General features: G+C 60.1%; 14 protein-coding genes. 11 read left to right on the top strand and 3 right to left on the bottom strand.

What is annotated here, in order from left to right; translation table 11 throughout:
* Positions 1 to 109: 109 nt before the first annotated feature.
* Both AB7M32_RS27225 and AB7M32_RS27220 read right to left on the bottom strand, forming a co-directional pair.
* Positions 110 to 895, bottom strand: coding sequence for a siderophore-interacting protein (locus AB7M32_RS27225; protein WP_454251934.1), 786 nt, complete (start codon positions 893 to 895; stop codon positions 110 to 112).
* On the bottom strand, positions 888 to 1,469 hold the full coding sequence (locus AB7M32_RS27220) for a PadR family transcriptional regulator (protein ID WP_454251933.1): 582 nt from the start codon (positions 1,467 to 1,469) through the stop codon (positions 888 to 890). The genes AB7M32_RS27225 and AB7M32_RS27220 overlap by 8 nt, the downstream gene beginning before the upstream one ends.
* Before the next feature lie 421 nt (positions 1,470 to 1,890).
* Here AB7M32_RS27220 and AB7M32_RS27215 point away from each other — a divergent pair, with 421 nt between their 5' ends.
* The 9 genes from AB7M32_RS27215 (at position 1,891) to AB7M32_RS27175 (ending at position 10,774) form a co-directional block, all read left to right on the top strand.
* Positions 1,891 to 2,376, top strand: a complete 486-nt coding sequence (locus AB7M32_RS27215) for a CS1 type fimbrial major subunit (RefSeq protein ID WP_454251932.1) — start codon at positions 1,891 to 1,893, stop codon at positions 2,374 to 2,376.
* Between the two features lie 125 nt (positions 2,377 to 2,501).
* Positions 2,502 to 5,036 carry a CS1-pili formation C-terminal domain-containing protein gene (locus AB7M32_RS27210; RefSeq protein ID WP_454251931.1) on the top strand — a complete coding sequence of 845 codons (2,535 nt, stop codon included), beginning with the start codon at positions 2,502 to 2,504 and terminating at the stop codon, positions 5,034 to 5,036.
* A gap of 145 nt (positions 5,037 to 5,181) precedes the next feature.
* Positions 5,182 to 6,426 (top strand): hypothetical protein, encoded by a 1,245-nt coding sequence (locus AB7M32_RS27205; RefSeq protein ID WP_454251930.1) that lies wholly within the window; start codon positions 5,182 to 5,184, stop codon positions 6,424 to 6,426.
* Between the two features lie 60 nt (positions 6,427 to 6,486).
* A complete protein-coding gene (locus AB7M32_RS27200; protein WP_454251929.1) occupies positions 6,487 to 7,719 on the top strand; it encodes a hypothetical protein in 1,233 nt (410 codons plus the stop codon).
* A gap of 59 nt (positions 7,720 to 7,778) precedes the next feature.
* On the top strand, positions 7,779 to 8,522 hold the full coding sequence (locus AB7M32_RS27195) for a pilus assembly protein (RefSeq protein WP_072409026.1): 744 nt from the start codon (positions 7,779 to 7,781) through the stop codon (positions 8,520 to 8,522).
* A 46-nt stretch (positions 8,523 to 8,568) separates the two neighbouring features.
* Complete coding sequence (locus tag AB7M32_RS27190) at positions 8,569 to 9,051, top strand: CS1 type fimbrial major subunit (protein WP_454251928.1); 483 nt, start codon at positions 8,569 to 8,571, stop codon at positions 9,049 to 9,051.
* A 136-nt stretch (positions 9,052 to 9,187) separates the two neighbouring features.
* Positions 9,188 to 9,682, top strand: coding sequence for a CS1 type fimbrial major subunit (locus AB7M32_RS27185; RefSeq protein ID WP_454251927.1), 495 nt, complete (start codon positions 9,188 to 9,190; stop codon positions 9,680 to 9,682).
* Positions 9,683 to 9,719: 37 nt separating this feature from the next.
* The gene (locus AB7M32_RS27180; RefSeq protein ID WP_454251926.1) at positions 9,720 to 10,214 is read left to right on the top strand and encodes a CS1 type fimbrial major subunit; all 495 of its coding nucleotides are present in this window, start codon (positions 9,720 to 9,722) and stop codon (positions 10,212 to 10,214) included.
* A 65-nt stretch (positions 10,215 to 10,279) separates the two neighbouring features.
* Entirely contained in the window at positions 10,280 to 10,774 is a 495-nt protein-coding gene (locus AB7M32_RS27175; protein ID WP_454251925.1) for a CS1 type fimbrial major subunit, read from the top strand.
* Between the two features lie 159 nt (positions 10,775 to 10,933).
* Here the strand turns inward: AB7M32_RS27175 and AB7M32_RS27170 are convergent, their stop codons facing one another.
* The gene (locus AB7M32_RS27170; protein WP_454251924.1) at positions 10,934 to 14,041 is read right to left on the bottom strand and encodes a transglycosylase domain-containing protein; all 3,108 of its coding nucleotides are present in this window, start codon (positions 14,039 to 14,041) and stop codon (positions 10,934 to 10,936) included.
* A gap of 361 nt (positions 14,042 to 14,402) precedes the next feature.
* Here AB7M32_RS27170 and AB7M32_RS27165 point away from each other — a divergent pair, with 361 nt between their 5' ends.
* The gene (locus AB7M32_RS27165) at positions 14,403 to 14,861 is read left to right on the top strand and encodes an REP-associated tyrosine transposase (RefSeq protein WP_454251923.1); all 459 of its coding nucleotides are present in this window, start codon (positions 14,403 to 14,405) and stop codon (positions 14,859 to 14,861) included.
* A 591-nt stretch (positions 14,862 to 15,452) separates the two neighbouring features.
* Positions 15,453 to 16,874 carry an amino acid permease gene (locus tag AB7M32_RS27160; protein WP_454251922.1) on the top strand — a complete coding sequence of 474 codons (1,422 nt, stop codon included), beginning with the start codon at positions 15,453 to 15,455 and terminating at the stop codon, positions 16,872 to 16,874.
* Positions 16,875 to 17,062: the final 188 nt, after the last annotated feature.

Raw genomic sequence — 17,062 nt, 5'->3', positions numbered from 1 at the left:
TTGAGGCGGCTGCTTTGGGGGCTGCTGCGCAGCCCAGCGGGGATAAATCCCCTCGCCACAGGGGGCTGTGTTGTCCAGTGGACAGGGTAGTTCAGCCGCCGCCGGTCTCTCAATCCTCCTCACTACCTTCCGCCTTCCAATACCCCACCGCCTTCACAAAGTCCTGGTCCAACCCTTTCTCCTCCAGCAACACCTTGCGGATCTGCCGCGACACCTTGCTCTCGGTCGCGACCCAGGCGTACAGCTTGCCGCCGGGCATTTCCAACTGTTGCACGGTTCGCAGCAGGTTGTCCTGGCGGCCTTCGCGCAATACCCAGATCACGTGGACCTGCGCCGGGCTCTGGAGGATCTGTTGTTCGGCGCCGTTTTCCACTTCCACCACCACCAGGGCCCGTCGGTTCGGCGCCAGGCCTTCGAGGCGGCGGGCGATGGCGGGCAGGGCGGTTTCGTCGCCGACCAGCAGGTAGCTGTCGAAGATGTCCGGCACGATCATCGAGCCCCGGGGCCCGGCGATATTGAGGTATTGCCCGGGTGCGGCCTGGGCCGCCCAGGTCGAGGCCGGGCCGTCGCCGTGGAGCACGAAATCGATGTCCAGCTCCAAGGTGTCCAGGTCATAGCGGCGTGGCGTGTAGTCGCGCATTTCGGGCATCGGGCCCTGGGCTTTGCCCGCGCTGGGGTTGAAGTTATCCAGGGCGGCCTGTTCCTCGGCGTTCTGCGGGAACAGCAATTTCACATGGTCGTCCGTGCCCAGGCTGACAAACCCGGCCAGTTCCGGCCCGCCGACGGTGATGCGGCGCATGCGTGGGGTCAGGTCCACCACCCGCAACACCTGCAGGCGGCGACGCTTGATCTCGTGGCTGACGCGGTGAATGGTGTTTTGATCGTGTTCAGTCATTGCTTGACTCCGAAACTGAGGGACGGGCAGGGCCGTCGACGATGGCTTTGACGGTGTCGTTGAGCAGGCCGCGCACCCGCAGGATTTCTTCCGGGCTCCAGCGGCCCTGATGCATCTGTAGCGCGTCACGCAGGTGACCCACCGCTTCGTGGATCTCGGCAGGCCGATCCTGGTCACGCAGGGTGCGCTTGCTGGTTTCGATGCGCATCCGCACGCCGTCCAGCGCTTCGGCCTGGTCTTGAATGAATAGACGTCCGGCATCGGTCGCGCTGTAACACTTTTTTCCACCCTTGGCGTCGCCGCTGATCATCTTACCCATTTCAAGGTGGGTCAGGGTCGGGTAGATCACGCCGGGGCTGGGGCTGTAGGCCCCGTTGAACATGGACTCGATCTGCCGAATCAGCTCGTAGCCGTGACAGGGTTTCTCGGCAATCAGGGCCAGCAACAGCAATTTCAAGTCGCCGGCGGCGAAAACCCTTGGGCCGCGGCTGCCGCGCTCGCGACCGGGCGGGCGTCGTTCGAAGCCATCCTGACGACCCTGTTCATGAGTGGAAGGGGGATAAAGGACTGTCATGTGTTTGCTCTCTGTTCCGCATAAATAGAACCGAGATATATCTTTGACTTCAGATATATCTTTGGCTATATAGATATGTCTTGAAAGGAAGATATATCTTAGTTGGGGCCTACAAGGAGTGAAGTGTGACCTTACCTGAATCCCTTAAGTTTGCGGGACGAAAACGGGTGGGTGTTGGGAAGTATTAACCGCAACTAGTGGGAATGTGGGAATGCTCTTACATTAAAAGTTACGGTTTATCGAAAAGCGCGTATTTTTCTCTGTGTTGTATGTTCGCTTTACTACAAGCCTATGCGAACTTTCCTGCTTATTTTTAATTAAAGAGCGACGATCATGCACCGGCGTTGAAGGGGCACGCCAAGCTGTATTTGGCCTGCAACTTCAGCCCTTCCCTCTTTATTGCTATGAACAGGTGTTAACAATGCTCATGAAAATCGTAACCGCAGCTTCCCTGACCGCCGCGGCCCTGAGTTCTTCGCTGGCGTTCGCCCTCGATGATGCGCGCTCCTCCATCCACATCACGGCGAATATTCCGACCCAGCAGTTCCACGTGCAGCCACGTGACGCGAACTGGGGTAAGGATGAAACCATGACCTACAACACCGTCAGCGGGACCCTGACGTCGCTGCGCCAGACCTACGACGTGAAGAACACCGAGGGTTCGGTTAACGCCTACATCGAAGGCGGCCCGGCCGCGCTGTACAACGGCAGCGATGCCATCGCCCTGACCACCGCCTTCAACGGCGTCACCCTGACCGGCATGTCCCAGGAAGTGGTGGACGACGCGACCTCCACGCCAGGCACCCAGGCTGACATGACCATCACCCCGGCCAAGCCTCTGGCTACCCAGAACGGCCTGTACACCGCTGACATGACCGTCATCTTCGACGCCATGCCGCGCCCGTAATGCCCTTTGCCGCCCGGTGAGTTCCACCTCGTCCCGGGCAGCGCGACAGGCCTGCCGGCGCTCCCCAGCCGGCCGGCCTGTACCTGGAATGCCTTGATAGCTCGCTGATAATGAGAGTCCCGTTGATGTTTTCGATGACACCCATCGCAGGTGCGCTCGCGCTATTGTTGTGCGCCAATGCATTGGCCGCGCCAACTGCACCCGGTACCACACCCACGAGCCTGCTGTCCCAGGCCAAGGGGTTGCCGGCGGAGTTTGAAGCCCACTTCTTCGATGTGCCGCTCGCGGTTCGTATTGAACTCAATCAACAGTATCTCGGCGAGGCCATGGTGGTCTTGACGCGAGATGATCGTATTACTTTGCTCGAATTCACCGACACCCAGGAAAGTTCGATCAAGGCTGTCGAACGCGAGCAATGGGAACAACGCCTGAAGCAGGGCATCGCACTCGGCGCCTGTGAGACCAATTGCTCGGCGGGGTTGCTGGCCGTGCATTACAGTCTCGAGAATTCCTTGGTGTCGATCCTGACCCAAGACGTCGAGCGCTCGACCGAGCCCCGGCGTTTTTACGACCAGCCCAAAGAGGGCAGCTTCGGTCTTATATTCAATAACCAACTCAATCTCAATGGTGGCCAGGAACAGGACACGGGGGGACGCTACGGCCTCAACGCCAGTTCCAGCGTGGGCAACTGGAGCCAGTCCCTGGACCTTCAGCTCTCGCGCCTTGGCGGGCCGGACGACAAGATTTACCACGCCGTCCACGAGCTCTATACCCAACGGGAGTTGGAAGGACAATTTTTCCGCCTGGGTTATTTCACGCCCAGCTCCGATGGCCTGAACCGTCAGATCCGTTCGTTCGGCGCCAACCCGGACACCGCGCTGGGGGTGATGTTCGGCAGTTCCGACAGCCTGGTCGTCGATAATCCCAAGCCCAGTGTCTACCCCATTTATGTCACCGCCAGCCGTCAGGCGTCGGTGGAGATTTATCGCAGTGGCCTGCTGATCAACACCCAGGCCGTCAGCGCCGGCTTGCAGAGCCTGGACACGCGACCATTGCCCGGCGGTATCTACGAAGTGGAAGTCCGGCTGATCGAGGACGGGCAAACCACCGCCACCAGCCAGGAACTGGTCTACAAACCCAGCAATTGGAGCAGCACGGAAGATCGCTGGCGCTACAACCTGTTCGCCGGCCGGGAAACCCGGTTGTGGAGCAACTGGGACGACCAGCCCTCGGGTTTCACCACGGCGGGCCTCGGCGTCAACTACCTGCTGCACCCACGGGTGATCCTGGGGGGCTCCATGCGCCAGGTGCAGGACAAACTGCAAGTGGGCACTTCAGTGGACTGGACGCTGGCCAGCAGTACCAGCTTGTATGCCAATGTCTACCAGACCCAACAGTACGGCACTGGCATGGACTTGCAGGGCATGTACAGCTATGGCAATGGCAGCGTCGTGGCCAGCCACAACCGCAGTTGGCTGGACACCCGCAACACTTACGAGACCCTGCCGGATGGCACCCGTATCCGCCAGCGCAACGTGTACGTCGGTCAAACCAGCAACTCGTCGCTGTCGGTCAATCATCGCTTGAGCAACAAGACCTCCATCAACGGACGACTGGCCTACAGCGAAGGCAATGTCCAGGGCACGGGCCTGGACCTGGGCTGGACCCAGCGCGGCAAGCTGCGGGGCAGCGATGCCAACTGGCGGTTGTCGGTGTTCGACCGCCCTGGCACTTCGAGTACCAATGACCGGCGTAATCGCGGTGTGGACCTGAGCCTCAGCGTGGCCTTGGGCGGCCCGGGCGAGTACTGGTCGGGCAGCATCGGCACCCGCACCTCCCGCGAGGGCGACCGGGACAACAATGCCTCGCTGACCTATCGCCGCGACCTCCAGGACCACGTGTTGCAAAGCGTCTCCGCCACGGCGCTGGCCGATACCTATGGCGTGGGCCTGTCCGGCCTCGCCAGCTTCAGTACCGACTCGCTCTATGGCGATGGTTTCATCCAGCGCTCGTCCTACAACGACAATCTCACCGGCGGCCTGAACCTCAGCAGCACGGTCGCCGTGGGCGGCCAGAAAGCCGCCTTCACGGGTGTGCCGCAAGGTCGCGGCGCCGGGATGATCGTCGACGTCGAGACCGACCTGGACAACATCGTCCTGCGCGCCGACGACCTGACTGGCGGCAGCACCACGTTGCACCCGGGCCGTAACTTCGTGCCGATCACCGCCTACAAAAACAGCATGGTCACCTTCGACTTCGAGGGCGTCCATCCGCCGGCGGCGAGCATCGAGCCTACACGTACCCGCTATCACCTGAACAAGGGCGGTGTGGACTACCGCAAGGTCAGCGTGATGAAAACCGTGACCGTGCTCGGCCGTCTGCTGGACGAACAGGGCCAGCCGCTCAAGGGCCATCACGTGATCAACCACGCCAGCCGCGGCGTCAGCGAGGTGGACGGGTTCTTCTCCATGGAAATGAATGCCGCGTCCCCGACCCTGGAAGTGCGTTACGGCAACGAGTTGTTCTGCCGCTTCCGCCTCGACCCGGAAACCGCCACCGAGGAAGGCGACGTGTTGATGATCGGCGACCTGCGCTGCACCCCGGACAGTTTGGCTGACAGCTCGCTGGCTGCGACTGACCCGGCGAAGCAGCGCTCATGAGCTGTGGGAGCAAGGCTTGCCCGCGATGAACGATAACACCAACGCACCAGGAGACCGGGGCGCCTGCATCGCGGGCAGGCCTTGCTCCCACGGTGAAGTTTTCCCCAACTTGCAAGGATTCGCATTGATGTATGAGGTTGTATAGATGAAACCTTTTTCGGTAGCCGTGCGCAGCGTGGTTTCGGTGTTGTTGTTTGCTTGCGTGCCGGTGGCCAATGCGCTGAGCCAGGACGTCAGTGCGGTGTTCAGGCCTGACCCTTCGAAGCCTCAAGAGAATACGTTTCTCAATACCACACCCGTCAGTGGTTATTGCGCACAATTTCCGGCGGAATGCCGGACGACAAAGATGTTCAGCATTCGTTTACCGCTGACCGCCGCTTCGGCCGGTCCCATTCAAGCCCTTCATACAAACCATCGGCAAGGTGCGATGTTTAAAGTGCCTGCCAATTGGCGAACATTACAGGTTACCCATGCGGATACGGGAGAGACGGAAACCGTTGAAGTGCGCTGGACCGGTTTCGGTTCGCGATACGAACTTTCCCAGAATGCGGTTGATCTGGTAGGTGGAGGTGTGAGCTTCCTGAGGGCTCATGAAATGTTATGGAGTGCCGGCTGGGTATATGCCGCCTCGCCCTGCCAATACAGTGGGGTAGGGTCTGCTGGTTCGAAGGTCTACACATTTTTCTGGAAGGCTCCGGTAGAAAGCTCTTGTGCCAAAAAGGCTTACTTCTTGATTCCCGAGCTCAGATTTTCCTACCTGGATTTCGCTTACGAGCTTCGTACTCCTAATCCCTTGAAAATGTCGTCCGGGCGATACACCGGTTCGCTGACGTATAGCGTCGGGCCAGGGCAGGACATCGACATGGGTGACATCATGATTCCGAACGATTCCGTGTTCACTCTCAATTTCAAGCTCGACGTCGAACACACCCTCAAGGTCGAGGTACCCCCCGGTGGCAACCGCGTCGAGCTGGTGCCCCAAGAAGGTTGGCAATCCTGGCTCAACAGCGGCCGTAAACCGACGCGACTGTTCCGCGACCAGCGCTTCCATATCTCCGCCTCTTCCCGTTTCAAGATGGGGCTCGAATGTCAGCACATCAGCGGCAATACCTGCGCGATCACCGAAACCGCCACCGGCCATGCCGTGCCAGTGGACGTCAGCGTGACCCTGCCGGATGGCTTGATGGACGCCAGCGGGCAACCGGTCAACCGTCGCCGGCTGTTGCGCGATGGCAGTGGCACCGAGTTGTTCCAGCCCGGCTTATATGTCGACCGCAGGCCGGGAATGCTGCACTTCGAGGTCGGCCGGAGCAGCGTCGAAGAGATGCTGGACGGCGGCGCCACGCGCTATAGCGGCGACGTCACGGTGATCTGGGATTCGGAAGTTTAAGGGCATGGATTGTCCAGCCTGAGGCGAAAGGACGGTGAGGTATCGATGAAACATTTACCGATGGCAGTGCGTAGTGTGGTTTCAGTGGCGTTGTTGGCGTGCGCCTCGACGGCCAGTGCCGCGAACAAAGATATCACCGCAGTCTACAGGCCGGATCCTTCGAAGCCCAATGACAACACCTTCCTCAACACTACGTCACCCTCGGGGTATTGCCAGCTTTTTGCAGCGCTCTGTGAAAGGGAGAAAATCTACAGTGTGCAATTCCTGCTCAAGGCCCACTCGAACGCACCTATCCAGCCGGGACACAGCGATTCGCGACAGGGGGCGATGTTCCATATGCCTGCCACTTGGCGTCCGGCGCTGGTGACGCATACGGGGACCGGTGAAACGGAAATCGTCCAAGTACGCATAGCCGGCATAGGGTCGTACTACCAGCTCCCCGTCAGTGTAATCGACCTGGTCGGTGGCGGCGTGGATATGGGAACCGCCCATTCGAAACTTTGGGGCGGTTCTTCCTGGAAGTATGCCCCTTCGCCCTGTCAATCCTCGGGGCACTCGGGTCTGAATACCCTCGTCTACACATTCTTCTGGAAGACTCCGGTCGAAGGGGTGTGTGCCAAAAGGGCCAGTTACCTGATTCCCAGCATGACTTACCACGGCTTGGACTTTGCCTATGAATTGCGCACACCCAATCCATTGAGAATGTCGTCCGGTCAATACATCGGTTCTGTGTCCTATGGCGTTGGCCCGGGGCAAGACCTGGACATGGGCGACGTCATGATCCCCGATGACTCGGTGCTCACACTCAATTTCAAACTGGATGTGGAGCATGCCCTCAAGGTGGAAGTACCCCCTGGCGGTAACCGGGTTGAGCTGGTGCCCCCGGAAGGCTGGCAGGCCTGGCTGAACAGCGGGAGCAAACCGACGCGTCTGTTTCGTGACCAGAGGTTCCATATCTCAACGTCCTCGCGTTTCAAGATGGCAATCGAGTGCCAGACCATCAGCGCCAATACCTGCGCGATTTCCGAGACTGCCACCGGTCATGCCGTGCCGGTGAACGTCAGCGTGACCCTGCCCGAGGGTTTGACGGATGCCGCAGGGCAACCGGTCGCCCGTCGCCCGTTGTTGCGTGACGGCACTGGTACCGAATCGTTCCAGCCCAATTTCTACGTCGACCGCCGGCCCGGGATGCTGCATTTCGAAGTGGCTCAAGGCAGCGTCGAAGAGATGCTCGGCAGTGGCGCCAAGGCCTACAGCGGCAACGTCACCGTGGTCTGGGATTCGGAAGTTTAAACGGCCTGTCGGCCAGGTTTTTTAGTGAGTTGCGTTAAATGCATGAGGTTGGAAAAGCGATGAAACATCTATTGGCATGGGTTGGACTCTATCTGTTTTGCGGCGTGGCCCAGGCCGGTCCGCAAATCGGCGTCGGGGTGGTCTACGACTACCTGGACGGCAACAAGACCACCTACATGAAGCGGATCTTCAACGGCGGCACGTCCACGGCGTTCGTCAAGGTCAACATCCTGGAGATTATCTACAACGAGGACGGTAGCTATCAGGAAGTGCCGCTGCAGAACCAGGCCAGTGCCCAGGCCAAGGACGGGTTGATGGCCAGCCCGGCGCGGCTGATCGTGCCGGCCAACGGGGTGCAGGGCACGCGCTTGCTGTTCATGGGCAACCGCGACAAGGAACGGTACTTCCGCGTGCGCTTCGTGCCGGTGGTGCCGGAGGCCGAAGACGAGTTCGCCATCAGCAAGGAGGAGCGCGAGGAATACAAGAAGGAGCGCATCGGGGCGGGGGTCAAGGTACTGGCGGGCTACGGCACGGTGTTCTTCGTACGGCCCAAGGACACCCGCTTCGAGACCGTGATCGATGACAGCGCCAATCGCTACCAGATACGCAACAACGGCAACAGCGTGCTGGTGATCGATGAGTTCAAGGACTGCGAAGCGAAGAAAGAGAACGAGTGCCGGCCCACCACCAAGCACCACATCATGGCCGGCCGGACGTTTTCGTTCGACAAGGAGGCGGGGCGCGAATATCGCTTCACGCTGATCGAAGGCAGCGAGCAGAAAAACGTCGAGATCAAAGGTTGACGGTCGCCGTCGCCGAACCGTCGCTGACGCCACAGGTAATCAAAATATGTTCAAGACACTGGTACGCCCCCTCGCACTGAGCGCCCTTATGTTGCCCTGGGTCCAGGCCTGGGGCGCGGTCGAACGGGAAACCTTCGAGGTCTACGTGACCATCCCGACCGCCGACTTTCATGTGGTGCCCCTCGACCCGCAACTGGTCCAGCGCGAACAGCGCTTGCCCTTCAGCACCATCACCGGCGGGCTCAGCCCGTTGCGGGCCACCTACGAGGTGAAAAACACCAACGGCGCCATCGGTGCCCGCCTGGGGGAAGAGGCGTACCTGTCCAATGGACGTGAGCGCATCGATCTGCGGGTGACCTTCAATGGTGTCGTACTGACCCTGGATTCGGCCCAGGTGGTCACGGCCACCGAAGCCCGGCCCGGACGCCAGGTGCCGCTGGAAATTGCCGCCATCAGGCCCGATGACGATTACAAGCCGGGGGACTACTACGGCACGGTGCACATGGTGTTTGACGCCACGGCGCCGTAGGGCGATCGATGCATGGCGAGACTCAGGGAAACACCACAAAAGATCATTGAATCAATACAGACCTTGTGGCGAGGGCGCCAGTAGTGCTGGTGCCGACGCCGCTTCTCTAGAAGTAACGCTGAAGTAAGGTAGCAACATGTTCACGAAACTTGTATCCGCCATGGCCTTGGGTGCTGCGATCTTGAGCCCCGCACTGGTATTCGGAGCGGATGATGCGCGTTCATCCATTCATATCGGGGCCAACATCCCGACACAGCAGTTCTACGTACAACCCCAGGATCCCGAGTTCGGCAAGCACGAGGTCATGCATTACAACCCGCTGAACGACGACTTGGGGGTTTTGCGTCAGATCTTCAATGTGAAGAACTCCGACGGCTCGATTCACGCCTACATCGAGGAAGGCCGGGCATTTCTGTCCAACGGCAACACCATGATTCCGTTGCGAGTCAAGTTCAACGGCGTTCGTCTGGACAACATACCCCGAGAGGTCGTGGATGACCTTTCCTCAACACCCGGCACGCGGGTCGAGATGACCATTCGTACCGATGCCATGCCGGTCCAACACAGGCCAGGCTATTACACCGGTGATTTCACCGTGATCTACGACGCGGTGCCGAGGATCTCCGCTTAACCCACTCTGTTCCTTCACTGCTAAAAAGGTATTTGGCATGTTCAATAAAAATGTAACTGCAATTGCTCTGGGCGCTGTCGCCATGAGCGCCTCACTGGCGTACGCGGCCGATGACGCGCGTTCGTCGATCCATATCTCCGCGAATATTCCGACCCAGCAGTTTCACGTGCAGCCGCGCAATCCGGATTTTGGTAAGGACGAATACATGTATTACGACCCTATCAAGGATGACATGAGTTTTCTGCGCGAGACTTTCGACGTGAAAAACACCGACGGTTCGATCCATGCCTATCTCCCGGCAGGTCAGGCTGCGCTGACGAACGGCCGTGACTACATTCCCCTGCTCGTCAGGTTCAACAATGTCACTTTGTTGGCTACGCCGCTGGAGGTAGTGGATGACGCAACGTCAACGCCGGGGACGCAGGCCGAGATGGTCATCCGGGCGGCGGCCAGGCCGGATCCTACCCAGACAGGCCTATACAACGCCGACTTCACCGTGATCTTCGACGCGGTGCCTCGGGTCAATCCCTGATTCTGTGGCGGCGGGGTGCAGGCGTGCTCTCACATTTCCATAACGATAAAAAAGAGATTTCAACCATGTTCGACAAATTTGTATTCATCGCTGCCCTGGGCGTTGTAGTCCTGGGGCCTTCGTCGGTGTGGGCGGCGGATGACGCACGTTCATCGATCCATATCACCGCGAACATCCCGACCCAGCAGTTCCACGTGCAGCCGCGCAATCCGGATTTTGGCAAGGACGAATACATGTATTACGACCCGGTCAAAAATCATCTGAGCGTCCTGCGCGAGACCTTCGACGTGAAAAACACCGACGGTTCGGTCCATGCCTATCTCCCGGCAGGCCAGGCTTCGCTGACGAACGGCCGTGATTACATTCCCCTGCTCGTCAGGTTCAACAATGTCACTTTGTTGGCTACGCCGCTGGAAGTGGTGGATGACGCTACGTCAACGCCGGGGACGCAAGCTGAGATGGTCATCCAAGCATCATCCTTGCCGCTCCCGGACCAGACAGGCCTATACAACGCCGACTTCACCGTGATCTTCGACGCGGTGCCTCGGGTCAACCCCTGATCTCGGGTCAATTCTGTCTTTGTGGCGAGGGAGCTTGCTCCCGCTGGGTGGCGAAGCCGCCCCCTGCTTTTTTTAGGGGCTAGGCAGGGGTGCGGCTGCTGCGCAGCCGAGCGGGAGCAAGCTCCCTCGCCACAGGTACCTGCCCCAACTTGCCGTGACTCATTGCCCCGCCACCAACGGCTTGCACTGGGTATGGCTTCCCGGTTGCAGGTAGGGGGAGAGAAACGGCGCCATGCCCTTGAGTACTTGTACCGGCAAGGCCGAGGTGAACTTGAAGTTCTGCGCCGACGCGCCTGGTACATAGGCGGTGAGGGTGCCGAAATGGCTGTCGCCGATGTAGAACACGAAGGTGGCGGTGCGGTTGATCGATTTGGAACTGATCACTCGTCCACCGGAGCCGACCGCTTCGATGCGGTTGTCGCCGGTGCCGGTCTTGCCGCCCATGGCCAGCGGCGTGCCGTCGGCCAGCTTGAAACTGCCGGCCACGCGTTTCGCGGTGCCGGCATCCACCACCTGGGACAGCGCCCCGCGCAAGGCCCGGGCCACTTCCACCGGCATCACGCGCTTGCCGTTGTCCGGGTTGTTCACCAGCCGTGTCTCGTAAGGCGTGCCGACGGCGAAGTCGAGGCTGTCCACCCGCAGCGCCGGTTGGCGGATGCCATCGTTGAGGATGGTGCCCACCAGTTCTGCAAGCGCAGCCGGGCGGTCACCGGAGCTGCCGATGGCGGTGGCCAGCGACGGTACCAGGTGGTCGAACGGATAGCCCACTTGCTGCCAGCGCTGGTGGATATCCAGAAAGGCTTCGATTTCCAGCATGGTGCGGATGCGACTGTCGCGGGCGCTCTTGTGCCGGCTCTTGAACAGCCAGCTATAGACTTCCTGGCGCTCGAATTGGCTGGCCTTGACGATCTGGCTGAACTTGGCGTCGGGGTTGTTCAGCAGGTAACCCATCAACCACAAGTCCAGCGGGTGGACCTTGGCGATGAAGCCCTGGTCCGGCAGGTCATAGGCGCCGGGGCCATAGCTTTGGTAGAGCCGTTCGAGGCGTTCGTCGGTGAGTTTTTCGGCGCTCTTGGCCGACTTCAAGTGGGCGCGCACGAAGCGGTTGAAGCTCTCCTGGCTGTCGTTGGGAAAGAAATAGCGGTGTACGGCGGCCAGACGGATAGCGGTAGGGCGCATGCCGTCGAGGAACGTTTCCAGGCGCTGGGCGGTGTCCTTTTTCTGGTATTTCTTCCAGAACCTGAGCAGGAACGAGGTGCCTTCGCGGTCGGCGAACTGGGCCAGGTATTCCTGGCGGCGCGGGTCCTTGTCGTCCTTGAGCAGTTCGGAGCTGTTGTTGGGCCCGGCATAGGTGGCGTAGCGCACCAGGTCGCGCATCAGGCGGATGAACGGCAGGTTGATGGATTCTCGCAAGGCGTCGCGCAGCGTGGGCAGGCGACCGTCGTCTTCCCTGCGGAAGTTGTGGAAGGTGTGCAGCCCGCCGCCGGTAAAGAACGCCTCGCCGGGGCTGGCTGAATAGGTCCGGTCCAGCGCGGCCTCGAGCATCGTCGGCAAGCTGCGGTCGGTGTTCTGGATCAGGTAGTCGACGGCCCAGCGGGAGAGGCGGTCCTGCTCGGCGATTTCGGTTTTCTTCAACGCCGCCGGGGTTTGCTGGGCGTAACGCTCGTGCAGTTCGGCGATGATCTGCAGGTAGGTGGTGAGCACCCGCAACTTGGCGGTGGAGCCCAGTTCCAGCTTGCTGCCTTCGTTGATGTCGAAAGGCTGGTCGGTGCTGTCGGTCTGCACCCGCACGCGCGAGCCATCGGGGGTCAGTTCCAGCAGGGTGAAGCTGTAGCGCACCTGGGTGGTGCTGGTGGGGGTCAGCAGGCGTTCGCCCATCAGGCCGATCTCGGTCGCGAAGGCCGGGTCGGCCAAGCGTTTGAGGTAGTCGGTGGCCTGGGCCTGCAAATCGCTTTGCAAGGTGCTGGTGGCGGACAGGTCGAGGCGATCGAGGTCGTACAGCGGACGATTGAGCAGGGCGGCGAGGCGACTGCGGGCGGCGCTGATGCCTTTGTTGGTTTCGTTGGGCTGCACGGTCGGGTCCTGGACCCAGTCGCGATAGCTGACCTTGCTCGCCAGGGCCGCGGCGGCTAGCGCTGCGTCGATCACGCCGTTCTGTGCCAACAGGCGGATGTGGCTGTCGGTCAGGCGCGCCAGTTCATCGTGGCCCTTGGACAGGTAATGGGAGGGCCGGCGCTGGGCGATCATCAACGACAGCATCTCGCGCAAGGCCAGGCCTTTTTCCGCCAGGCTCTGGGGATCGGTCGCGGTGCTGGCCAAGCGTTCATTGGCCCGATTGAAGTCGGCGCCATACCAGACCCGCAAACCTTCGGCCATGCCGTGGACTTCACCATGTCCCGGCACGGCGGAAAGCGGCACGCTGTTGAGGTAGTCGCGGATGATCCGCTGCCGCGCCTCGAGGGTTTGCGGGCCGGCCTGGTAAGCGCGCACGCTGGCGGAAATCATCTGGCGGATTTTCTCCGCGCCGGACACGGTCAGGCCCTCAGGCGAGTGACGGTATTTCTCCAGTTGTGTGGCCAAGGTGCTGCCCCCGGCGGATTGCCCCGGCAGGTTCAACAGCTTGGCGACCTGCGACCAGGCCGCCATGCCGAAGCGCGGCCAGTCCACGGCCGGGTTGGCCAAGGGTTGCTTGGGGTCGAGCAGAAAACGGTTCTCGATGAACAACAGGCTCTGCACCACCACGGGCGGGATCGCTTCGAAGTTCGCATACAGCTGCTGCGGGTACTTGAACTGATAGACCGGCGCGGCGCGGCAGTCGGTGATGGTCAATCCAGCCTGGATCTTTTCCGCGTAGGGCACGAACAGGCCTTTTTCGACGTAGCCCATCAATGCCGGCGAAAATCGCGCCTGGGCCTGGATGACGTAGTCACGCTTGAGCAGGCGCGGCAGGAACTCCCCCAGCGCGCTGTAGCCCAAGCGCCGGTCGAACGGGCCTGCGCCAGGGTAGACGATGGCATCGCTGGGCCCCGGCTGCACCGAGTAGCTCAGGGACGCGGCATACTTGCTGAGCTCCCGGGCCTGAAACCGCGACGTGCGCATTTCCTTGGCCACTGCGAGGCCGACCACCACCACGATAATCAGCAACAACAACCAGAATGCCCGCCAGCCATGCCGTGCGCGGCGTTTTTTTTGAGGTAAAGGCGCTTCTTCCATACGTTCAGTCGGGACCACAGGTTCATTTGAATCGGTTTGCCACAAAGCGCCCATAGTCGACTGATCCATTAAGCAGATTGATCGGACTTGCTTGAAGCTTAGACGGTGGTTGGCGTGGGGGAGGGGAAATTGTGGGCAACGGTCTGCCCTGGCCAGTAGCATCCCTTTGTGGCGAGGGGATTTATCCCCGCTGGGCTGCGAAGCAGCCCCAATGCAGATAACTCAATTGCCAGATACACCGGGGTGCAATTGGGGGACAGCTTCGCAGTCCAGCGGGGATAAATCCCCTCGCCACAGATAAGTCCCTACGTCACAAGTACTACATAAGCTTCGGAGTATTCGCTCGACCTTCTCAGCGTCGATCAAACAACAGCATGGCTACGCTGCATCCAAACCCTCTCAAAGGAAGCAAGGAATGCATCCACGCCCCAATTCACATCGCTTGCGTCGAGGACGTTATTCGGAACAAGGACGCGCCTACCTGGTGACAGCCGTTACTCATCAGCGCCGTCCTGTTTTTGCCAACTGGAAGGTTGGAAGATTGTTGGTTGCAGAATTCAAATGGGCCCATGATTCTGGCCTGGTGAACTCTTTAGCCTGGGTGGTGATGCCGGATCATTTCCACTGGTTGCTGCAACTCCACGACGGCCATCTGAGTCGTGTCATCGGTGCCACCAAAGCTCGATGCACCCATCGCGTCAATAGCATGACCGAAACCTCTGGTCCGCTTTGGCAAAGCGGCTTTCATGACCGCGCGATTCGTGACAATGAAGAGCTGCGGCACTCCGCCGACTACATCATTGATAATCCGCTGCGGGCTGGGCTGGTGAAATGTATTGGCGATTACCCTCTCTGGGATACTGCCTGGCTTTGAAGTGACTCATGTTGCCTGTCTGGACCGGGGAACATGGATTCCCTGTGCTGAGGAGATGTAGCTGCGGTGGGATTCTGTGGCGAGGGGATTTATCCCCGCTGGGCTGCGAAGCAGCCCCAATACAGGCAACTCGATTGTTCAGAAATACCCGGGCTGCGGTTGAGGGGCTGCTGCGCAGCCCAACGGGGATAAATCCCCTCGCCACAAATAAATCCCCTGCCACAGATAATCCCCATCATAACGGGCAGTGGTGTCCGGAAAGCCTTGCGCTAGAGCCATCGCTCCATGCCAAAACATGACGCTGCACCATCTCTGTGCAATACTCGGCGGCGTTTCCGAGTGACCCGAATCCAAGACAACACCTCTCCAAAAGCCGATTCTGGCGGAGGCTTATCCCTGAATTTCCCTGGTTTTACAGTGAATCTCTCTATCCCTGGCTTTTTATACTGCACGACCCGCTGATCCTGAGGTTGTCGTTCCACAGGACGGTCTGCCCACAAGACAGACCCGGTTTCGGCAAGGCGGCAGGCTTACCGGCCTGTGGCTTTGGACACTCGGTGGCTAATCCAATAACAAGACGAGGTTATCCCTATGCCTGTCGGCAATCATCTGCCCCATGGCGAGACCGCCCAGGGCGGTCCGCTCAAACGTGAGCTCGGCGAGCGGCATATCCGCCTGATGGCGCTTGGCGCCTGCATCGGTGTCGGGCTGTTCCTTGGTTCGGCCAAGGCCATCGAAATGGCCGGCCCGGCGATCATGCTGTCCTACATCATTGGCGGCCTGGCGATCCTGGTGATCATGCGCGCCCTCGGTGAAATGGCCGTGCACAACCCGGTGGCCGGTTCGTTCAGCCGCTATGCCCAGGATTACCTCGGCCCACTGGCAGGTTTCCTGACCGGTTGGAACTACTGGTTCCTGTGGCTGGTGACCTGTGTGGCGGAGATCACCGCCGTGGCGGTGTACATGGGCATCTGGTTCCCCGACGTGCCCCGCTGGATCTGGGCCTTGGCGGCACTGGTCAGCATGGGCTCGATCAACCTGATCGCAGTCAAGGCCTTCGGTGAGTTCGAATTCTGGTTCGCCCTGATCAAGATTGTCACCATCATCGCCATGGTCATCGGCGGCGTCGGCATCATCGCCTTTGGCTTCGGCAACGACGGTGTGGCCCTGGGCATTTCCAACCTCTGGGCCCACGGCGGCTTCATGCCCAACGGCGTGTCCGGCGTGTTGATGTCCCTGCAAATGGTCATGTTCGCCTACTTGGGCGTGGAGATGATCGGCCTGACCGCCGGTGAAGCGAAGAACCCACAGAAAACCATCCCCAACGCCATCGGTTCGGTGTTCTGGCGGATCCTGCTGTTTTACGTCGGCGCGTTGTTCGTGATCCTGTCGATCTACCCGTGGAACGAGATCGGCACCCAGGGCAGCCCGTTCGTGATGACCTTCGAGCGCCTGGGCATCAAGACCGCCGCTGGCATCATCAACTTCGTGGTGATCACCGCCGCACTGTCGTCCTGTAACGGCGGCATCTTCAGCACCGGGCGGATGCTCTACAGCCTGGCGCAGAACGGTCAGGCCCCGGCTGGTTTCGCCAAGACCTCGACCAACGGCGTGCCGCGTCGCGCATTGCTGCTGTCCATCGCCGCGCTGCTGCTGGGCGTGCTGCTCAATTACCTGGTGCCGGAAAAGGTCTTCGTCTGGGTGACCTCCATCGCCACCTTCGGCGCGATCTGGACCTGGGTAATGATCCTGCTGGCCCAGCTCAAATTCCGCAAAAGCTTGAGTGCTTCGGAGCGTGCGGCCTTGAAGTACCGGATGTGGCTGTACCCGGTCAGCTCGTACCTGGCGTTGGCATTTTTGGTGCTGGTGGTGGGGCTGATGGCGTACTTCCCTGATACACGGGTGGCGTTGTATGTCGGTCCGGCGTTCCTGGTGTTGTTGACGGTGTTGTTTTATGTATTCAAGTTGCAGCCGACGGGCGAAACCCACGGCTCGGTGCGGTCAGTGTCGTAAATTAACCGCGATATAAAAGAAAGCCCCGGTCAGTGACTGGGGCTTTTTCATTGAGCTGTGATTGACCGTCCGTCGAAGACTGTAGCTGACCTGTAAGTTCTGACAGTAGACCCGCATCGGACCGCAGTCTAGCTTGGAAGCTTGCCAACAGGGGAATGGCAAGGCACCAAGATGAAAGATCTATCTGC

The sequence above is a fragment of the Pseudomonas sp. R151218B TE3479 genome, assembly GCF_053629195.1.
This window is presented reverse-complemented; position numbering and strand designations above follow the sequence as displayed.